Origin of the sequence: Delftia sp. UME58, from assembly GCF_014170385.1 — a bacterium.
Lineage (GTDB): Bacteria > Pseudomonadota > Gammaproteobacteria > Burkholderiales > Burkholderiaceae_C > Comamonas > Comamonas acidovorans.
Genome location: NZ_LZZV01000083.1, coordinates 137,534 through 155,793, shown reverse-complemented (window position 1 = coordinate 155,793; position 18,260 = coordinate 137,534). Strand labels below are relative to the sequence as shown.

The following is an 18,260-nucleotide window of genomic DNA, read 5'->3' as shown; positions in this document are numbered from 1 at the left end:
CAACGGCCGCCAGACGCAGCAAATGCTGGTGCATCACTCGGACAGGGGCATCCAGTACTGCTCGAATGACTATCAGGAGATTCATCGGCGCCACGGCATTGCCTGTTCGATGACTGACGGCTACGACTGCTATCAGAACGCGCTGGCCGAGCGCGTCAACGGGATCTTGAAGATGGAGTTCCTGCTGCATCGGCCTGCCGATCTGGCCCAGGCCAGCCGGATGGTCCAGCAGGCCGTGCAGATCTACAACCAGGAAAGACCGCACCTGTCCCTAAAATTGAAAACGCCCGATGAGGTTCATCGGGCGTCTCTGGCCGGCTGGATTACGCCGGATCGGTGTCCTTCATAGGTGTCAACCTATGGCAGGACGGGTCAGTGTGCTATTGCGCCTTGGTACGGGTCAACGCAAGGCTGGCACGGCATTGCCCACCTTGAACACTGCCACCATGCCCGACAGGCGCTGCGCCTGGTCGCTGAGGGCGGCCGCAGCCGCTGCGGATTCCTCCACCAGTGCTGCGTTTTGCTGAGTCATCTGGTCCAGCTGGCTGACTGCCTGGTTGACCTGGCCAATGCCGTCGCGCTGCTCAGTGGAAGATGCCGTGATCTCGCCGATCATGTCCGAGACCTTGCGCACGCTGCCCACGATATCGTCCATGACCTGACCGGCCTGGGCCACCTGGGCCGAGCCTTCCTGCGCGGCGTCCACGGAGGTGCTGATCAGCACCTTGATCTCCTTGGCGGCCTCGGCACTGCGATGGGCCAGGGCCCGCACTTCACCGGCCACCACGGCAAAGCCGCGGCCCTGCTCACCTGCGCGGGCCGCTTCCACGGCAGCATTCAGCGCAAGGATATTGGTCTGGAAGGCAATGGAGTCGATGACACCGATGATGTCGGAGATGCGGCGTGCGCTGTCGCCGATGCGATCCATGCTGGCCACCACATGGCCCACCACGGCGCCGCCGCGCTCGGCGGCCTGGGCGGCGCTGCCGGCCAGATGATTGGCCTGGCGCGCGGTGTCGGCCGCCTGGCCCACGGTGGCGGTCAGTTGCTCCATGCTGGCGGCCGTTTCCTCCAGATTGGATGCCGTCTGCTCGGTGCGCGAAGACAGGTTGTGGTTGCCCGCGGCAATCTCGGTGGATGCGGTGGAGATGGAATGCACGCTGTCACGCACCTCCGTCACCAGCCCGCGCAGCCGCGCCGCCATGCCCGAGACCGAGCGCAGCAGGTGGCCGAACTCGTCCTTGCGACTGTCATCGGCCGACACCGTGAGGTCGCCCTGGGCGATGGCGTCCGTCAGCTGCACGGCACGTTCCAGGGGGCGGGTGATGGCCCGTGTCAGCACCAAGGCCAGCGCCAGGCCCGCCAGAAGGACCACGCCCTGGACGATCCAGGCCAGCACGCTGGCCTGCTGCCGGGCGGCCTGGGCCTGCTCGCGGGCTGCATCGCGCTGGCTGCGCTGCAGTTGCACGAAGACTTCCAGCGAGTCCACGTAGCGGCCAATGGCGCCCAGGTACTGCTGCTGGACGAACTCGCGGAATGCCGCTGCATCGCCGGTCAGCTTGATCTCGCGCGCCCGCTTGTTCAGTGCCAGCACCTCGGTGCGGATGGCGGCAATGCGCTCCAGCGCCGCCTTGTCGGCATCGCTGGCGCCCTTGACGATCTCGGCCTGCAGCTTGGTGATCAGTGCCGAGCCTTCCTTGACCCGGCCGTCGAGCAGGCGGGTCAGTTCCTCATCGGTGGAGGCATTGCTGGCCAGCACCCGCTCGCCCGTAGTCTCCGTTGCGCCCTTCCATTGAATGGCCAGGCTGATGCGGCTCTCGTACTCGGACAGCGTCTGCATGCCGTGGTCCATGGCGCGGGCCGCCGCAAACTGTGCCCACAGCGATACCGCAAGCATCATCGCCAGCAAGCCGCCCAGCGTGCCCCAAAGCTTGGCGGACACGCTCCATTGATCAAATTTCATTCGTAGCACTCTCGTCGGAAAAACCGAATACAGGAAAGGTGAAACAACAGGCCGCGCACATCAGCGGCGACCGTTTCCCGGCGCAACGCCTTGCCATATCGGCATAGGCCACCAATCCGGAAAAGATGACCTGCTCTTTCGTCACAAATGCCCGGGACTTGAGGCCACGGCATGGGCAGGCCCGATATCGCCAGCCGTGCACAACGCGGCACATGCGCACATGCAGCCGCCGGCACCGTGGCAACGGATGCAAAATGGACCGGCGCTCCGGAATGCAGCACCATTCAATGCCGCAATCGCGAAGCTGTCGCCACCCGCACCTGCAAGTGCATAACACGCTGTGGATGTGTCACTCGATACCGATCGCCTCTATGTATTGATTGCGCCGCTGAGCATCCTGCTGCTCGGTTGCACGCTGGCCGTGTGCTGGCTGGTGCAGCGGCGCCAGCGCTACCTGCTGTGGATGGCGGGCGGATACGCCCTGGTTTCCCTGGCACTGGCCTGGCAAAGCCTTGCACCCCGGGAAGAACTGCACCACTGGGCCGTATTCACGGGCGCCATGTACCTGTTCGGCACCTGGTGCTTCGCGCGCTGCATGGCGGGGCGCTATGGCGTCTCGGCCCATCCCGTGCTGGGGCTGCTCATAGGCGCCGTCGTATTGGCTGCGCTGTACTACTACAGCCGGGTCCAGGTCGATCTGTGGGTGCGCGTGCACTGGCTCAACACCGGCCTGGGCCTGCTGCAGATGCTGCCGGCGCCCGCGATGCTGCGGCGCCGGCCGCCGCAGGACTGGCTGGAGAGAATGCTCTATTGGTCCTACGTGGTGTTTGCCGGCTACACCGCTGCCCGGCCGCTGCTGGTGCTGGCCCTGGGCAGCACCGACCTCAACGAGATTGCACGCTCCACCTACTGGCTGGTGACCCTGGTCAGCACGCTGTCGTTTGCGCTGCTGTTCACCCTCATGCTGCTGGCCTGCACGGTGCGCGATGTCTTCACCGCGCTGCGCGAGGAGCGCAACCACGACTCGCTGACCAACCTGCTCAACCGCCGTGCCTTCCAGGAGGCTGCCGAGCTGCGCCTGGCCGATCCGCACATGGCCCCGATCTCCGTGCTGATAGGCGACATAGACCACTTCAAGCGCATCAATGACAGTTGGGGACATGACTGCGGAGACCGTGTATTGCAGGCCGTGGCCCAGACCCTGCAGCAACACGTGCGCAACGACGATCTGGTGTCACGCTTTGGCGGCGAGGAATTCGTGCTGCTGCTGATGCGCACCACGCCCCAGGAGGCAGAGCGCGTTGCCCAGCGCATACGCGCCCAGCTCAGCGCGGACGGCTATGTGCTGGCGGCCGGCCAGCGCGTCACCATCAGCTTCGGCATCGCGCCCGTGGCCGCCAACACCGCCTTGACCGACGCACTGACGCGCGCCGACGGCCTGCTCTACGCCGCAAAGCTGGCAGGCCGCGACCGCGTGCATGTGGCCACGGACCCCGGCCGCAGGATGCCGCAGACCGCCTGAAACAGACAGCGCGGTGCGCCTTCTTCGCGCGCCTATTCATCGAAATTCGTGGAAAAGAACAAGCCCGCCAGGGTATGGCGGGCTTGTTCTTGAAGGCACGGCGAATGCCTTATTTTTTCGCGTCCTTCAAGACTTCCTTCACATCGCCCAGCTTCTTCTGGGCCGTGCCTTCGACCTGCTTGGCAATGCCTTTGGCCTGTTGCTCCGGGCTGTCGATCAACTCGCCAGCCTTTTGCTGCACCTTGCCTGCGGCATCCTTGAGCGTGCCCTTGATCTGATCCGTGTTCATAGTTGCGTCCTTTGCTGCAAGAGCCTTCAAAAAGGGATAGGTTGTTCAAGACCCAACGCAACGATACGCGCGGCAAACCGGAGCGCGCGCCAGCGTGCTGCAACGATGAGCGTGGTCTGGGGCCTACAGCCTCGGGTCTTCCTGCTGGTGCGACGGGCCTGCGCGCCGCCCGTGGCCTGGGCGGAGCTGCAGCCTCACCCGCTTCGGTGCACAGGCGATCGAGCGCTTCGGTCTCAGGTCCGGGCCGGCCTGGGCCGTGTCGCCGGCTTCATCCAATTCGAAACTGCGCGATGCTCGTGCGTACGAGCACTGCACCCCAGACCTGTTGCGCAGGCACACAACCATGCCGGACACAGACATGCACGACTGCGCGCGCCTTGCGCAGGGCTGAGCGTGCTGCCACAGATGTAGGCCGACCTTCAGGCCTGCTGCAAATCATTGACCGCGTGAACGACGACGAGATGAATGGCCCATCCCCTATGCCGCGAGCTACCTGCTCAGGGCGGCCAAGAGATTCTCGGGTGCGGCGCCGCAGGCATAGCGGCCTGCGCATCGCCGCCTGACCTCACTCCTCGTGGGTCCACTCCACCCGCGCGCCCAGGCTGCGCAGGTTCTCGACAAAGTGCGGATGCGCACGGCGAATCGGCGTGGCGTTGCGGATCTCCGAGCGGCCTTCGATGCTGCTGGCGACCATGAACAGCGCAATCGCCACGCGGATGATGTAGGGGCTCTCCACCACGGCCGGCGTCAGCGGATTGCCGCCAAAGGTGACCACGCGGTGGGGGTCAGAAGAAAACACATGGGCACCGAACTTGGACAGCTCGCCCGTCCAGCCCAGCGCGCCATCGTAGATCTTGTTCCAGAACAGCGCATTGCCCTGCGCATGCACGCCCAGCGCAATGAAGATGGGCAGCAAATCTACCGGAAAGTATGGCCAGGGAGCAGCTTCCACCTTGGTGAGCACATTGCTGGTGAACGGCGTCTGCACCTTCAGCGGCCCCGAGCGCAGTGCGCGCGACCAGCCGTTCTTGTGCTCCACCTGCACGCCAAACTTGGCGAAGGTGCGGTCGATCAGCGGAAAGTTGTCCGGCGTGCTGTTGCGCACCTCCACATCGCCGCCCGTGATCGCGCCCAGCGCGAGAAAGGTGGTGATCTCGTGGAAGTCTTCCTCGAAGGTGAATTCGCCGCCGCCCAGCGGCGCACCGCCACGCACCGTCAGCCGCGAGGTACCGATGCCGTCGATGTGGGCGCCCATCATCACCATGAAGCGACAGAACTCCTGCACGTGCGGCTCGCATGCCGCATTGGTCAGCATGGACTCGCCCTGCGCAGCCACGGCGCACAGCACGAAGTTCTCCGTGGCCGTAACCGATGCGTAGTCCAGCCAGTGGCGCACGGCCTTGAGCGGCGCAGCACTGTGGATCAGCAGGGAGCCGCTGGCGCGCTCCACCTCACCGCCGAAGGAGCGGAAGATGTCCACGTGCGGATCGATCTCGCGCACGCCCAGCGTGCAGCCCTTGACGTTGTCCTCCAGCCGCGCCACGCCAAAGCGCGCCAGCAGCGGCGGCACCAGCATGATGGAAGAGCGCATTTCCTCGGGCAGGCGGTGCGAGGACGCGTCGAAGCGCGTGTCGCGGTGGTGCAGCTGCAGGGTGCGCGTGGCCTCGTCCAGTTGCACCTCGCTGCCCAGCGTGCGAAAGATGTCGAGGATCTTGCGCACATCCGTGATGTCCGGCACGCCATGCAGCCGCAGGGGCTGATCGGTCAGCAGCGTGGCGCACAGAATCGGCAGCACGGCATTCTTGTTGGCAGAGGGAACGACGCGGCCGCGCAAAGGCGTGCCGCCGTGGACGATGAGATTGGACATGGGGTGCAGCGCAAGCGGCGAAAGGACAACGCGTGATTCTAGGGTTGCCAGCCCGCTTGGCGGCTGCGCAGCGGCTGTGCGCACCCGCTGTTTCAACAGGTTTCGTCTTTGGGCCGCCAAGCCGACAACAAAGCGTCAGGCTCGGCCCTGGAGTTCGTGTCCGTAGACGATGAAACCACGGTGCTCGGCCACTTGGTCATACAGCGCACGGCCTGCCTCGTTGGAAGATTGCGTCTGCCAGTAGACTCGGCGCGCTCCCGCCTGGGAAGCCTGTTCGTAGACCGCGTGGATGAGCGACTTGCCTATGCCCTGCTTGCGCCGGCGTGCATCGGCAAACAGATCCTGCAAATAGCACACGGACTCCAGCCGCGTGGTACTGCGGTGGAACAGGTAGTGCGCCAGGCCCACCAGCTCACCCTCGCTCTCGGCCACCAGCGCAAACACCGGCTCCAGCGGGTTGAGAAAGCGCTCCCAGGTCGCCTGCGTGATGCCCTCTGGCAGCGCCGTCTCGCCAGCGCGCCCGTAGAAGGCGTTGTAGCCCAGCCAAAGAGGAAGCCATTGCTGATGGTCTGCCTGTGTAACGGGCCGGATCTGAAGCGTGGGAACGGACGACATGGAACTCCTGGCAAATGGGGTGAGGACCCCGGATTCTAGGGACTGCCAGCCGCCACCAAGCAGTTGCCGGCGCACTCCTCACACCTTCTGAAGATCTGCGGCCAGGCCGCACGGCACGTCCGCAAAACACATACGCGGTGTACAGACCCGGCCTACATGCGACCACAAACTTGACCCGCACCGAAACGCCGCGAAACCAATTGAAATAAACCCCGTCAGAGGCTGCGCTCCGGCAAGGCTTCAGAAACCACATGACGGAGATACAAGATGCATCGAGTCGTTCCCACAGAAAGCTTCAACCCGGATCCGGATGCCCGCTACCACCGCAGCCTGCTGGAAGCCTTTCCCGTGCGCGGCGGCCAGCAGCTATTGCTGCTGCGCATGGAGCCACGCCCCCTGCTGGAACGCCTTTCCATGCTCGGGCTGCGCATTCTGGACCGCCTCCGCAATTGAGCGGGCAAGAACCATAGCAACTGCCGAGAACTGCACGATGCGCCATCTCTTCCTCGTTTTCCTGTGGTCTGCGATCTGCGCCATCTCCTTTGCGGTGGCGATGCTGGCCAGCCCCATGTTCAGCCACGCCATCTGACAGCTGCGCCGCCCTGCGCTCGCCTGCGCCCCAGGTCCTTGCGCCGCAACCACAAGACCGCCAGATTTCCGAGCCGCCTTTTTCTCAAGATCCCAAGGCGGATTTTTCTGCCCTCCTTCTTCTGACTTTGAATGCAAATGGAGCACTACACTGGTGCACCAGTCCATTTGCCCGCAAAGGAGTTGCCGTGAAGAAACGCAGATTGCAGATTCATCCCGTAATGGGTGCATTGCTGATGGGATTTTCCGGCCTTACGGCCCTTTCCAGCACCTGGGCATGTACCCGCCTTGTCTTTCTCGGTGCGAGCGGCCAAGTCGTCACCGCGCGCTCCATGGATTGGAAAAGCGACATCGTCAGCAATCTCTGGGTGCTGCCGCGTGGAATGGAGCGTACAGGCAAGGCAGGCCCGAACTCCTTGCGCTGGACCTCCAGATACGGAAGCGTCATCACCTCGGGCTATGACGTATCCACCACCGACGGAGTCAATGAAGCCGGCCTGAACGCCAATCTGCTCTGGCTGGTGGAGTCCCAATACCCGGCCTTCGGGGCCGGCAGCAAGCCTGGCCTGACCATCGCAGCCTGGGCGCAATACGTGCTCGACAACTTCGCCACCGTCCAGGAAGCCGTTGCGGCGCTGGAGAAAGAACCTTTCACCATCGTCTCCGACAACGTTCCCGGAGAAAACCGGCTGACGACGCTGCATCTCTCGATGTCCGACGCCAGCGGCGACAGCGCCATCGTCGAGTACATCGACGGCCGGCAGGTGATACACCACGGCCGGCAATACCAGGTCATGACCAATTCGCCGACCTTTGATCAGCAACTGGCGCTGAACACCTATTGGCAGCAAGTGGGCGGCACCACCATGCTGCCCGGCACCAATCGCGCCGCTGACCGGTTTGCCCGCGCGTCGTTCTACGTCAACGCCATCCCCAAAAATCAGGACCCCAACAAGGCCCTTGCCAGCGTCTTCAGCGTGATCCGCAACGCTTCGGTGCCCTACGGCCTGAATACGCCCGAGGAACCCAACATCTCCTCGACCCGCTGGCGAACCGTGTTCGATCACCAGCGCAAGCTCTACTTCTTCGAATCAGCGTTGACACCAAACACCTTCTGGATAGACCTCAAGGCACTCGACTTCAGCCAGAAAACCGGCAAGGTGCTCAAGCTAGATCTGGGAACGGACCAGAACCACACCTTCTCGGGCGATGCCACGCGGCAGTTCCAGGAATCAGTGCCGTTTCAATTTCTGGGTCTCTGAGACGACGGCTCCATGCGGCGCTGTCGCAACAATCAATCGGCATGATTTTCCCATGGACCGGCATATCGCAATTGCTTCAGGTATTTTTTCATCCATGACGTCTTCAGCGAATATCATGAAAAATCCGTGCATGGAGAAAGAATATTCGAGACAGCTTTTCGTGCAAGCGAAACCACCCGATGGACAGGTATTCCCCGCGCAGCCTGCGGTCAAATCTTCCGTCGGTCCCGGTCTGCCACGGCTAGCCGGTCTCGTTGAGCATCGTGGCGGTCAACCTCCTCGATCGTCTGGTAGCCTGCATGCAAGCGAGGCGATCGGTGCCTCCTAGAAAGGACCAGCATGCTTTTCAGAATTTGCGCGGCCGCGTTTTTCGCTTCCATCACGCTTGTGCAAGTGCCAGCGATCGCCCAGGCGGATGTTCTCTCCACTGCGGTGAACTTCAAGAAAGGCACGTCGGACGCCACTGTTCAAGGCAAGCTCCAAGGCAACAAGGTACAGGCGCGCGACTACATAGTGCGTGCGGGTGCCGGGCAGAAGATGACCGTGCACATGGAGACGAAATCCACCTCCACCTACTTCAACGTGCTGCCACCCGGCAGCGAGGAAGCGCTGTACCGGGGCGAGGTGGCAGACGGACCCACATGGACCGGTGCATTGCCCGCCAGCGGGGACTACCGTGTGCGTGTCTTCCTCAACCGCGCAGCCGCCCGCCAGGGCAAGTCATCGGCGTACGTGCTCAAGATTTCGGTAGTGAATTGACGGAGCGTGGCGTCCAGCCAGCCCAGGATCTGTTCGTCCTGCAGAAACGCGCAAGGCATGCCCGTTCGCGCCCGGCATCTTGGCCACCTGGCGCAAGCCCTTTGCATCGAATAACCGGCGCACTCCGGGAACTTTGGGTCAGGAGCCATGGCCTGCAGCAGTAGTTCATCACTCCCTACAACCCGGAGCAAAACGGCATGCTCGAGCGCGTGATCAGAACGCTCAAAGACCAATGCGTGCATCGCCACCGGCTCGAAACCCTGCAGCACGCCCGCCGCGTGATCGCAGACTGGATCGGCTTGTACAACCACCGGCGCCCTCACCAGGCTGGCGACGAAGACCCCCGCCGAGGCATATGCTTTAGCCGCCTGACCTGTGCAGAAACCGCTGGGTCAATACACCCGAAGGTGGCCGGTAAGTACATGCATCGGCAACTGGTCAGCGTCTGGTGTACGCATCGGATATATTCAACTCGAAACGATTGACATACTTTTCAAGGCCACATGAAGCTTCAATACCTTGCTCTTCTTATCGCGACAACCTTGCTTGCCGGCTGCGCAACCACAGACCAAAGTCGCAACAGCACCAATCAGGCACAGCAACCCAAAAGAGAAAGAGATGCTTCCGATGCAATACCTATTTTCACTGGAAACTACACAGTGACGGATAGCCGCCGCAATCGCTTAAAAATCACATCGGCGAATCTTTCTGTAGAAGACAATATTCCTGTCATGCGTTTCAAAAATGCAGAAGGAAAGGCTGTCTTGGTGATGGATGCCAATGAATGTGCCGGCGATATCAAGAATAAATTTTCAGGCATGGCTTACTTGTACTGCGCTGGCAAAAAGCCATCCTATGGTGGCATGCCAAACATCTTCTCAGTCTCAGAGAGGAAAGCTGGCCACGCCCAAAAGACAGGTACCTCACTGTTCCCCGACGAGATGATCCTAAAAGATGGACTGTTGATCACTATCTTTCTTGAAGGAGAGAGTGCACTTCCTGGCTATCTGTCTGTCCGACGCGAGCCATAGCCTTTCTGGCACGCCAACACCTGGATTGACCAGAGCAAAAACACAAAAGCCCGCTGGCGAACCTGGCGGGCTTTTTTCCTTGGGCGCTAAATCCGCCAACTGACAAATGTCTTGAACCAATCAAAGCGAGTTAGGAACGAGGCAAACACCAAAGCGGCAAGTAGCCACCTCAGCCTGGGATAGCGCCACACGCTGGAAACCAGTATGAGCGCGGCTAGAAAGCAGAGCGCTACCAAGATGATGTCTGACATGAAGCAATTATCTCAGAGGATCGCTCCTCAAAAACCCTATGGTCGGCAGCCAGCCCGCCATGCGACGGGCATGAATGCTAATGGCTCCAAGAGACAAAGCCCGCAGTGACTCTCCGGTGATCAGTAGTCTCCACAACCTTGGGCTCGCTAATTGAACATTGGCACGTCTAAAGGGGGTAGGTCACCACCCGAGCTCACGCCAGCTCGGCCACCACGGCGCGGGTCTACGACCGCTCGAAGGTCTCGAAACGGCAGTCCCTGGGCTGACCTCTGTTCCCAAATTGGGAATAAAACAAAAGCCGCGCTACCTTTACGATAGCGCGGCTTCCGCGTGTTTGTTGGTGGGTCCTGCGAGATTCGAACTCGCGACCAACGGATTAAAAGCGGCGTGCTCGCTTCGCGCGATGTATTGTTTCCCTCTGTGCGCTGCGGCGCGCAGCCCGCGTAGAACCCATGGCTCGCAGCCATGATGGCAAAAATCCCCGCACACTTCGCCTGCTGAAACGACAAAAGCCCCCTCGGCGCTACCACGGCAGCCGAGGGGGCTTTTTTTGCGTTTGCGCTCGCTACACTGCGGCATGCTCGCAGCCACCCTCCTCTGCCTTGTCGGTGGCGTCTCAGACGGCGACACCATCACTGCCCGCTGCGGCCCGCCATAAGCGGCGGCGCTTGGAGCTTGTATCGATAAGGACACGCGGCGCGACATTGAGCGTGCCCACGGTGATGGGTTCGTGATCACGGAACTCTGTTCGAGGGCGAGCAGGCAGCCACAGACCCAAACCTTGTTCGCGTACGAAGCAGCGGTCTACGATGTATCAGACAACCGAAATTGGGTCTTTGCAGCGCAATGCTGCCGCCCAGCGCGGCATGGCCAGCAGTGTCAGCCTCACAAGCGTAAATGGCCAATTTTATTGATACACATAGTTTCACATTTGCATCAAAATACCGAGGTTGCTGCCGCATTTCCCATTTCCGGGACATCCGCGACTCTAGTGCATGCATCACAAGCACGGCCAACTCTCTTTTTTGATGAAACACACCACTATGCCATCCAGCACTCACTGTCGCTATGCTCGTTGGAGCCAGCCCTTGCTTTTACTCCTGGGCCTGGGGCGGGCCACGTTTATGGCGTTGTTGCTGGCTCTGGCTGCACCAGCATGGGCAGTGTCCGACAATGCCGATCTGTCAGACTTGACCCTGTCAAGCGGCGCGTTGCTCCCGAGTTTCAACTCGGGCCAGCTCAACTACACGGCGCAGGTCAGCAACCCGACCAGCACCATCACCATCACCCCTACGATGGCCGATGGCACTGCCACAGTGCTGGTGAACGGTTCACCCGTTGCCAATGGCGCGTCATCCGGACCACTTCCTCTTAACGTGGGCCCGAACACCATTTCGGTAGTGGTGACCGCGCAAGATGGCGTCACAGTCAAGACCTACACCGTAACAGTGACGCGCGCATCTCAGCTAGTGACCTCCACGGCCACGACCAACATTGCCTGCAATGGATCGCATACTGGCATAGCAGCGATCAGCCCTGGCGGCGGAACGTCCCCCTACACCTACGCGTGGTCCAACCTCGCCACCACGTCCATGCTCACAGGACTGGCCGCTGGCGTTTACAGCGTGAGAGTAACTGACAGCTTGGGAGACTACATCGACAGATCTATTACTGTTAGCCAGCCTACAGCCATCACCGCCTCCGCGGTGCATACCGACCCCAGCAGCGTCGGCGGCGCCAACGGTACGGCCACCGTCACTCCCTCCGGCGGCACACCGGGCTACACGTTCTCCTGGTCTCCTTCGGGTGCAACTGCGGCCACTGCCACCGGTCTGCGCGCGGGCACCCATACAGTCACCATCACAGACGCCAACAACTGCACGTACGATAAGATCGTGACCCTGGTGGACCCAGCACCCACCGTGCAGTCCGTCAACGTGCCTGCCAACGGCGCCTATAGCACGGGCAGTGTGTTGAGCTTCACGGTGAACTACTCAGCAGCCGTCACAGTGGTCGGCGTCCCCTCCATCCCCCTGACCATCGGCAGCACCATCCGCCAAGCTACTTATGCCAGCGGCTCTGGCAGCACGGCGCTGGTCTTTTCTTACACCGTGCAGGCGGGTGACATGGACGCAGACGGTATCACCGTTGGCAGCAACATCGCCTTGAACGGCGGCACTCTGACCGGCCCCGCAGCCACCAACCCGAGCCTCGTGTTGAACGGTGTGCCCAGCACCGCCTTGGTGCTGGTACCTCAACAAAGCGCCTCGGGCCAAGGCGTGGCGCTGACCATTTCCAACCCTGCCCCCGGCTGCACGCTTACAGGTCCGACGACTTTCGCCAACACAAGCAGTCTGCCCCTGGCGCAGCGACTGGCATTGCCCCAAGCCTACAGCTACCCATTCGCGGCCGTTGACTTTGCCGCCGATCAATGCCAGCCGGGCAGCAACCTGACGGTGACACTGACCTACCCTAGCCAGGTGCCACAAGGGGCGACGATGATGAAATGGGACGGTGCAGCTTGGCAGACGTTCGTGCCAGATTCGATCAACAACAACCAGGTGACCTATACAGTTGCTGACAACGGTCCGCTGGACACCAACAAGACTTCGGGCCTGTTTGCCGATCCAGCCATACTGGCCGCGCCCTTGGTTGCTCCGTCAGCCGCTTCGAAAGCCATCCCAACCCTGTCCGAATGGGGCCTGATCTTTATGTCCGCCATCCTGGCCATGCTCGGCCTCGCCAGAATACGGCGCCGCCAGCTTTGAAGCTGAAGCCACCCTCGGGTGGCTTTTTCATTCCCTCTGAATTCTCGGCCACGCATCCCTCATCAGCCATCGAGCAGCTGGATGCCACAACCGCCGAGCCATGGCGCGCTGCACTTCAGCGCGATACTTCTCAGGGTCAGGAGCAGAGTGAGATCTGTACGCATGCCGCTTAGAGTTGCACCAGTGGCATGCTGCAACGATATTTTTCTCACTGTCTGGACCACCCTCTTGCTTTGCAATAAGGTGCTCGGCCGTACAGCGCACATGGGGTAGCAAGCTTTCGGGCAGCTTGTAATCACTGAGGAATCGGCCATGAAACGTCGAATCCCACATTGGCAAGCCGCAGTAGAAGCAGCAGCAGTGCTGCGACCAGAAAGCACGAGTACGAAGTTTGCGAAGACTTTTCATAGGCAACCTGAATAGACATGAGCTATTCCTGTTGCCTCTTGGAGGCTAAATCAGGAGCCGGCACTTAGTGCGAGGCTGGCAGTCGCTTGACGACTGCGGCCGGGATGCGCTTTGGTCCCGACGCAGCGATACTATCAACCCACATTCAGACCGTCAACACTCGGCTTGCTCGGTTCAGTGCCCATAGGCCATGAGTCCACCAAGCCGATGATCTTGCTCATCGCCTCCTCGGGCGTACCGCCATTGGATGGCAGATAGGTCTGCACGACTTGCAGCACTTCGCCCAGAACCTACTCAGCCTTGCTGGAGTTGTCGATACCCGCCCCCGCCAACTTGTCGCGCAGCCGGAAGCCCAGCAGCGGCCAGATCTTCTGCACTGCGTTCTCACGCGCGATGCGGCGGCCGATCTCAGCGTCGAAGTTCTCGGGGCTGGCGCACGCGCTTTCGCCGGTCACCGTGAAGCCGTTGCGCAGGCGCAGCACGCAGAAGGTCAGCAGGCCCAGGTTCCCGGGGATGTCGCCGAAGTCCAGCGGGTTCTTCGCATCGGGATGGCGCGCGCCCTGCTCGGCTGTGAAGTAATGCTCGCCGACGATCTCCCGCTGAATGTCATCGGGGGTGACCCGCGCCGCTGTCTTGCCCTTGGCCTGGATCTCGGCTTCAACGGAGCAGTCGCAGGGGCCGGCCGGCATGGCGGGCTCGTTGTGCACTGCGCAGGACGATGCATGGCCGCAGCCGTTGCTGCCGCAGGTGTGTTGTGTCATGGGTGGCTCTCTGTGGTGGTGCCTGCGGCCGGCAGGCTCGGGATCACGGGCCAGGCGGCGCCGAGGGTTTGGACATCAGCTGCGTGCCCTGCAGCTTTTGCTGCCATGTCCCCATACGCTGCGCGGCAGTCTTCAAATACGACTCCAAGGGCAGTGGCGTACTCAAGGACGGCAGCAGGGGGAGCGCTGGCAAGTCGGCGGGCGGCATCTGCGGATTGCTCGCGCAGGCCGTCAGCAACAGCGAGCAGCTGGTCACGATCACGGCGCAGCAGCGCCTCACGGTCACGAGCGGCATTGAGGGCTCCTTGATATTTCGTGTTCATGGCCTGCTCGGCGCTGCGCACGCGGGCGTCGGCCGCGCGCTGCGCCGTGCTGGTGGCCAGCTGCTGGGTGATGGTCTCCAGCCGGGCCTCGGCCAGCTCGGCTCCCAGGCGCGCGCCCTGGAACTGCCATGCCAGCGCGGCGGCCACGGCGGCAGCGGCCACATGGGTGTAGAGCGCGGGGATCACCGCCCGCCCCTCCACCAGTACCACCACATGGCAATCCAGATCGGGCTCATGGCTGGGCCTCCATACACGCGGCGTGCCGCGCCTGTTGACGGGTCCAGACGCCGCGGCAGATGCGATTGCCGGGCGTGCTGCAGTCGTAGCGCCAGCGCTTCGGGCGGCCAGCTGCATCCCACTGGTATGCGCTGTAGCCCTGCAGTGGCTGGGAGCTGGTCATGTAGCGATAGGCCAGGTAGGCATTGCAGGCCTCGGCATAGTCCCCAGCCCGTGTGCGCGCCAGCATCGAGGAGCCGCGCCAGGCCCCGCAGCCGTACTGGCCCGCAAAGTCCACGGCCTGGGCGAACTCGGTCGCATGCACCGGCGTGTCGCCCAGCGAATCGCGCACGCAGGCCCCGTACTGCTGCTCCAGCAGGTTGATGGCCAGCTCGCGCGCCCGTTCGCGTGTGATGGGCGGGTCGGTCATGGTCACGCGCGTGCCGTCCTCGTAGCGCGTGGCGCCATGGCCGATGGTGGGCACATCGCCGCGCACAGGGACGATGGGGGCAGCGCTGAATCCCTCGGCTGCGATCCAGGATGCCAAGATGGCGGCGCCGATGCCCAGGCCTGCGGCAGAAACGCGGCCGGCGTTCATTCGTCCACCTCGAGCACGCCCAAATCTGTGTCGTAGTGCTGTGCCGGCGCGCCGGTAGCTCTCATCAGGTCCATGCGCAATTGCCGCTCGGCATCCCTGCGCAGAAACTCCCGTTCCCTGCGGGCGTCATCAGCGCGCCGGAGCTTGGCGGCCTCACGCTTGTAGAACCAGGTGATCAACAGGCCGATGATCGCAACCAGAGCCCCGACGTATGCCGCGAGGTCTGCCGCAGACATCTTGCCGGCCACGGCGACAGAGCCACCAAGGATGGTCGCCTTGTTTCCTGCTGCGCCAATGGCTTCGAGGGTTTCAGTTTTCATGGCCCCGATGATTCCGGGGCCGGGCCGCGCTGGCGAACCCTACACGGGGGCTACAGATGCGGCGCGAGGAATGCGTACAGTCCATCGGCCAGCGCTTGAGCCCCGGCTGGGCTGGGATGGTAGTTGTCGAATGCGTAGCCTTTGGCTGAAGCCACGGTGTAGGAGCGTCCAAGCACGGCCCGCGCATCGAAGTACGACCAGTTTGCATCGGCTGCAATGCTGCGCAGCGCCTGGGCGTAGGCGTCGTACCGACCGGATGTCACGGCGGCGGTGCTCGCTGGGAATCCAACGCACAGGCAGCCATCAGCCGTAGCGGCCAAGCTGCGCACCAGCGCTTCCGTATCAGCGTAATAGGCGGCAACATCGGTCGATGCGATGGCGTCGTTGATGGTGCAGTACAGCAGAGCGTAGTCTGGCGCGAGCGCTGTGGCGCCAGGGCGGCTGTTCCAGGGGTTGCTCGCAACGTTGAGATCTACCGCGCGCGCTGTGCAAAACCCGCCCTGCAGGAGCACGGGTGCTGCGGAGCCGTCCCAGCATTCGATGCCCGAGACAAAAGCACTGCCGCTTGCGCCGGCCCCTATGCTTATTGTGTGCATGCCAGGCGAGACGGTGTAGTCCCGGTGGGCAATGCTCGGGGAGCTGGACTGATTGATCGTATCGATGGTGGTGCCATCGACGGCCACGGACAGCGCAGTATTGAGCCCCGACAGCGTCGGATACCAGAGCCGGATTCCCGCAACGGATGAGACCGGGGAAAATGTCAGTTTGCCCGAGGAGCCTCCTGCAGCCACAAGGAAGCGCCCGCCCACGATTGAGGAAACCGATGCATCAGGCGCCCAACCCGATCCCAGCGACAGGCGTGGGTCGTAGGTGGACAGGGCAACTGCCGGGCTCACGGTGATGTTCTGATCGCCGAAGAAGCTTGCGTGCTGGAATCCCAGGAGCCCAGCAAGCCGGCGCGCGAACGATGCGGCCGCACCGCCGGTGAGCCCCCGGGGGCCGGAGCCAGCGCCCTCGCCGGCCACATTGCTGTCGCCGATCACGGCGAAGCGCGCCGGGCTGGATGCGCCACGGGCCTTGGCCGCCGCCCAGCGGGAGAACCCTCCGGGGAATCGGCTACCCGATGCGGCATCGAGCTGCAGCGTATCGCCCGGGGGCAACTGCTGAGTACGCCCGTCGATTCTTACAAGAGGCCAGCGTGCAGTCATTTCAGAGAATCACGTAGCCCAGGTCATCCGTGACCAATTCAGTCGCGCTTTTGGCTGTGCCCAGCTCCTGGCAGACCTTGTTTACGTTGGCCGTGTCAGTGGGGTCGAGCGCCGCCGTGATGACGCCGCCCGCCGTGCCCAGCCAGTACCGGCTGCCAGGCGTCAGGCCCGTGAGCGCGGAGTTCGTGGTGTCCAAGGGATAGACGGTGGCACTGCCGGCCGAAGCCACGGCATCCTTCACAAAGCCATCGGCTTGACGGCCGTTGCTGTTGTCGGCCAGTCGCACATTCAGCGCGCCAGCATTAGCATGGAAATTCACGAACTTGCCGGCGCCGATGGCCTCGCTCGCCGGAGTAATGATCGTGTTGGCGCCGATGCCGGCGGGTAGCAGCGTGGGGTCCAGCCGCCCGTCCGATCCAGTGGCCACGAGCTTGCCGGCATCCGCTGCTCCGGCTGAAACGACAAGGCCGAACATTTGGCGGGTCTTGCCCGCGACGCGGGCCAAAAAGCCCTGGGAGGGTTGAGTTGCCATAGTGCTTACTCCAGTGAAATAGGGTCTTGAAGATTCAGCGCAATGCGCGTGGGGGATGCGGCAGAGCCAATGAGCACGTCGAAGCCACTGGTGGGCGGTGTCTGGGTGAGCGCTCCATTGGCGCCGAGGTACACACGGCCCGGCACCCAGTTCCAGCCGGAGTCCTCAATGGCACCCAGCCGCTGCACGTTGACCGGATCGCCGGCTTGGGCCGCCGTCAGCGTGATGCCCAGCAGCAGGTCGATGTGCATGGCATCGTCAGCGCTCAGCGCGTGCACGGCTCCGTTCAGCTCGTACACAGCGACCAGGGCCGAGAGGTTGGCGCCAGCAGTTCGCTGCACCGAGGCGCCGCCAGCAGGACCAGGCTCGCCAGGGCGGCCCTGCGGCCCGGGAATGCCGCGCGCCACTACGATCTGGCGCGGCGCCGGCTGCTGCACCACCACGGTTGGCCCGCCCTCGCGCGTCACCACGACAGAGGCCTGCCGCTCAATGACAACGGAAGAGAGGTCGGACGAAACGACGGTGGTCACCGGGTGCCCTCCGGCAGAAGCACGAAGCTCAGCTCGTACTGGCGTTCGACATCGCCGCCCGGGCGCGTGACTTCGACCTGGCCGATGCATGAAGTCCAGGCCGGCGGCAGATCGCCAAACTCCAGGGCCGCCGTCTGGGTGGCCGTCATCACCAGGCGCAGCCAGGCGCCATCCAGTTCGATACCACCGTTCTCTGTGGTCAATTCGAGCAGCACTTGTGCGTCATCGATGTCGCGCCGCAGCTGCATGCGCGCAGTGCAGCCGGTGTAGTCCTCGCGGGTGATGTCCGCATCGGGCACGCGCAAGCCGGAGCAGGCGTCCACCAGTTGGCCGCAGTCCCAGCGCACCGGGTACGGCACGGTCAGCCGCTCCAGCGCCTCGCGGAACGTGGCGCCCTGGTAGATCTTCAGCTGGAGCCGGGCAGGAGTTGTCATGCCCCGCAGTGTCC

Annotated in this window: 21 protein-coding genes; 8 read left to right on the top strand and 13 right to left on the bottom strand. The window is 62.8% G+C overall.

What is annotated here, in order from left to right:
* On the top strand, positions 1–349 hold a 349-nt coding region (locus A9976_RS20720; protein ID WP_183020571.1), incomplete at its 5' end, for an integrase core domain-containing protein.
* A 51-nt stretch (positions 350–400) separates the two neighbouring features.
* On the opposite strand, the gene A9976_RS20715 is transcribed toward A9976_RS20720, so the two are convergent.
* Positions 401–1,963 carry a methyl-accepting chemotaxis protein gene (locus A9976_RS20715; protein WP_183020570.1) on the bottom strand — a complete coding sequence of 521 codons (1,563 nt, stop codon included), beginning with the start codon at positions 1,961–1,963 and terminating at the stop codon, positions 401–403.
* 346 nt (positions 1,964–2,309) lie between these two features.
* Here A9976_RS20715 and A9976_RS20710 point away from each other — a divergent pair, with 346 nt between their 5' ends.
* The gene (locus A9976_RS20710) at positions 2,310–3,485 is read left to right on the top strand and encodes a GGDEF domain-containing protein (protein ID WP_310889406.1); all 1,176 of its coding nucleotides are present in this window, start codon (positions 2,310–2,312) and stop codon (positions 3,483–3,485) included.
* Positions 3,486–3,594: 109 nt separating this feature from the next.
* Here A9976_RS20710 and A9976_RS20705 read toward each other — a convergent pair whose 3' ends face one another.
* From A9976_RS20705 to A9976_RS20695, 3 genes are all read right to left on the bottom strand, one after another.
* The gene (locus A9976_RS20705; protein WP_012205309.1) at positions 3,595–3,774 is read right to left on the bottom strand and encodes a CsbD family protein; all 180 of its coding nucleotides are present in this window, start codon (positions 3,772–3,774) and stop codon (positions 3,595–3,597) included.
* A gap of 565 nt (positions 3,775–4,339) precedes the next feature.
* Complete coding sequence (locus A9976_RS20700) at positions 4,340–5,641, bottom strand: UDP-N-acetylglucosamine 1-carboxyvinyltransferase (protein WP_183020568.1); 1,302 nt, start codon at positions 5,639–5,641, stop codon at positions 4,340–4,342.
* 135 nt (positions 5,642–5,776) lie between these two features.
* Positions 5,777–6,256 (bottom strand): GNAT family N-acetyltransferase, encoded by a 480-nt coding sequence (locus A9976_RS20695; RefSeq protein ID WP_183020567.1) that lies wholly within the window; start codon positions 6,254–6,256, stop codon positions 5,777–5,779.
* 267 nt (positions 6,257–6,523) lie between these two features.
* Here A9976_RS20695 and A9976_RS20690 point away from each other — a divergent pair, with 267 nt between their 5' ends.
* The 6 genes from A9976_RS20690 (at position 6,524) to A9976_RS20665 (ending at position 12,916) form a co-directional block, all read left to right on the top strand.
* Positions 6,524–6,709 carry a hypothetical protein gene (locus tag A9976_RS20690; RefSeq protein WP_183020566.1) on the top strand — a complete coding sequence of 62 codons (186 nt, stop codon included), beginning with the start codon at positions 6,524–6,526 and terminating at the stop codon, positions 6,707–6,709.
* A 323-nt stretch (positions 6,710–7,032) separates the two neighbouring features.
* Positions 7,033–8,106 carry a linear amide C-N hydrolase gene (locus A9976_RS20685; protein ID WP_183020565.1) on the top strand — a complete coding sequence of 358 codons (1,074 nt, stop codon included), beginning with the start codon at positions 7,033–7,035 and terminating at the stop codon, positions 8,104–8,106.
* 339 nt (positions 8,107–8,445) lie between these two features.
* The gene (locus A9976_RS20680) at positions 8,446–8,865 is read left to right on the top strand and encodes a hypothetical protein (RefSeq protein WP_183020564.1); all 420 of its coding nucleotides are present in this window, start codon (positions 8,446–8,448) and stop codon (positions 8,863–8,865) included.
* 197 nt (positions 8,866–9,062) lie between these two features.
* Positions 9,063–9,350, top strand: coding sequence for an integrase core domain-containing protein (locus A9976_RS31455; protein WP_259649260.1), 288 nt, complete (start codon positions 9,063–9,065; stop codon positions 9,348–9,350).
* Between the two features lie 18 nt (positions 9,351–9,368).
* A complete protein-coding gene (locus tag A9976_RS20670; protein ID WP_183020563.1) occupies positions 9,369–9,896 on the top strand; it encodes a hypothetical protein in 528 nt (175 codons plus the stop codon).
* A gap of 1,247 nt (positions 9,897–11,143) precedes the next feature.
* On the top strand, positions 11,144–12,916 hold the full coding sequence (locus A9976_RS20665; protein ID WP_183020562.1) for an IPTL-CTERM sorting domain-containing protein: 1,773 nt from the start codon (positions 11,144–11,146) through the stop codon (positions 12,914–12,916).
* 27 nt (positions 12,917–12,943) lie between these two features.
* On the opposite strand, the gene A9976_RS31910 is transcribed toward A9976_RS20665, so the two are convergent.
* The 9 genes from A9976_RS31910 to A9976_RS20620 all read right to left on the bottom strand — a co-directional run bounded on the left by A9976_RS31910 (position 12,944) and on the right by A9976_RS20620 (position 18,246).
* Entirely contained in the window at positions 12,944–13,249 is a 306-nt protein-coding gene (locus tag A9976_RS31910; RefSeq protein ID WP_409049552.1) for an HNH endonuclease, read from the bottom strand.
* A gap of 365 nt (positions 13,250–13,614) precedes the next feature.
* Positions 13,615–14,085, bottom strand: a complete 471-nt coding sequence (locus A9976_RS20655) for a Gp49 family protein (RefSeq protein ID WP_310889405.1) — start codon at positions 14,083–14,085, stop codon at positions 13,615–13,617.
* The gene (locus A9976_RS20650) at positions 14,082–14,621 is read right to left on the bottom strand and encodes a hypothetical protein (RefSeq protein WP_409049550.1); all 540 of its coding nucleotides are present in this window, start codon (positions 14,619–14,621) and stop codon (positions 14,082–14,084) included. The genes A9976_RS20655 and A9976_RS20650 overlap by 4 nt, the downstream gene beginning before the upstream one ends.
* Before the next feature lie 19 nt (positions 14,622–14,640).
* Complete coding sequence (locus A9976_RS20645) at positions 14,641–15,222, bottom strand: glycoside hydrolase family protein (RefSeq protein WP_183020560.1); 582 nt, start codon at positions 15,220–15,222, stop codon at positions 14,641–14,643.
* Positions 15,219–15,542 (bottom strand): holin, encoded by a 324-nt coding sequence (locus tag A9976_RS20640; RefSeq protein ID WP_013802133.1) that lies wholly within the window; start codon positions 15,540–15,542, stop codon positions 15,219–15,221. The genes A9976_RS20645 and A9976_RS20640 overlap by 4 nt, the downstream gene beginning before the upstream one ends.
* A gap of 50 nt (positions 15,543–15,592) precedes the next feature.
* On the bottom strand, positions 15,593–16,750 hold the full coding sequence (locus A9976_RS20635; protein WP_183020559.1) for a GDSL-type esterase/lipase family protein: 1,158 nt from the start codon (positions 16,748–16,750) through the stop codon (positions 15,593–15,595).
* Between the two features lies 1 nt (position 16,751).
* Positions 16,752–17,282: a hypothetical protein gene (locus A9976_RS20630; RefSeq protein WP_183020558.1), complete on the bottom strand. Its 531-nt coding sequence runs from the start codon at positions 17,280–17,282 to the stop codon at positions 16,752–16,754.
* A gap of 5 nt (positions 17,283–17,287) precedes the next feature.
* Positions 17,288–17,812: a capsid cement protein gene (locus tag A9976_RS20625; protein WP_259649259.1), complete on the bottom strand. Its 525-nt coding sequence runs from the start codon at positions 17,810–17,812 to the stop codon at positions 17,288–17,290.
* Positions 17,809–18,246 (bottom strand): hypothetical protein, encoded by a 438-nt coding sequence (locus A9976_RS20620; RefSeq protein ID WP_183020557.1) that lies wholly within the window; start codon positions 18,244–18,246, stop codon positions 17,809–17,811. The genes A9976_RS20625 and A9976_RS20620 overlap by 4 nt, the downstream gene beginning before the upstream one ends.
* Between the last annotated feature and the right edge of the window lie 14 nt (positions 18,247–18,260).

What these genes read in the sequence shown, in the direction of transcription:
- A9976_RS20705 (WP_012205309.1), bottom strand. Translation starts at nt 3,774, where the DNA reads ATGAACACGGATCAGATCAAGGGCACGCTCAAGGATGCCGCAGGCAAG.
- A9976_RS20700 (WP_183020568.1), bottom strand. Translation starts at nt 5,641, where the DNA reads ATGTCCAATCTCATCGTCCACGGCGGCACGCCTTTGCGCGGCCGCGTC.
- A9976_RS20645 (WP_183020560.1), bottom strand. Translation starts at nt 15,222, where the DNA reads ATGAACGCCGGCCGCGTTTCTGCCGCAGGCCTGGGCATCGGCGCCGCC.
- A9976_RS20655 (WP_310889405.1), bottom strand. Translation starts at nt 14,085, where the DNA reads ATGACACAACACACCTGCGGCAGCAACGGCTGCGGCCATGCATCGTCC.
- A9976_RS20640 (WP_013802133.1), bottom strand. Translation starts at nt 15,542, where the DNA reads ATGAAAACTGAAACCCTCGAAGCCATTGGCGCAGCAGGAAACAAGGCG.
- A9976_RS20620 (WP_183020557.1), bottom strand. Translation starts at nt 18,246, where the DNA reads ATGACAACTCCTGCCCGGCTCCAGCTGAAGATCTACCAGGGCGCCACG.
- A9976_RS20635 (WP_183020559.1), bottom strand. Translation starts at nt 16,750, where the DNA reads ATGACTGCACGCTGGCCTCTTGTAAGAATCGACGGGCGTACTCAGCAG.
- A9976_RS31455 (WP_259649260.1), top strand. Translation starts at nt 9,063, where the DNA reads ATGCTCGAGCGCGTGATCAGAACGCTCAAAGACCAATGCGTGCATCGC.
- A9976_RS20690 (WP_183020566.1), top strand. Translation starts at nt 6,524, where the DNA reads ATGCATCGAGTCGTTCCCACAGAAAGCTTCAACCCGGATCCGGATGCC.
- A9976_RS20670 (WP_183020563.1), top strand. Translation starts at nt 9,369, where the DNA reads ATGAAGCTTCAATACCTTGCTCTTCTTATCGCGACAACCTTGCTTGCC.
- A9976_RS20665 (WP_183020562.1), top strand. Translation starts at nt 11,144, where the DNA reads ATGCATCACAAGCACGGCCAACTCTCTTTTTTGATGAAACACACCACT.
- A9976_RS20680 (WP_183020564.1), top strand. Translation starts at nt 8,446, where the DNA reads ATGCTTTTCAGAATTTGCGCGGCCGCGTTTTTCGCTTCCATCACGCTT.
- A9976_RS20715 (WP_183020570.1), bottom strand. Translation starts at nt 1,963, where the DNA reads ATGAAATTTGATCAATGGAGCGTGTCCGCCAAGCTTTGGGGCACGCTG.
- A9976_RS20630 (WP_183020558.1), bottom strand. Translation starts at nt 17,282, where the DNA reads ATGGCAACTCAACCCTCCCAGGGCTTTTTGGCCCGCGTCGCGGGCAAG.
- A9976_RS20695 (WP_183020567.1), bottom strand. Translation starts at nt 6,256, where the DNA reads ATGTCGTCCGTTCCCACGCTTCAGATCCGGCCCGTTACACAGGCAGAC.
- A9976_RS31910 (WP_409049552.1), bottom strand. Translation starts at nt 13,249, where the DNA reads ATGTGGGATTCGACGTTTCATGGCCGATTCCTCAGTGATTACAAGCTG.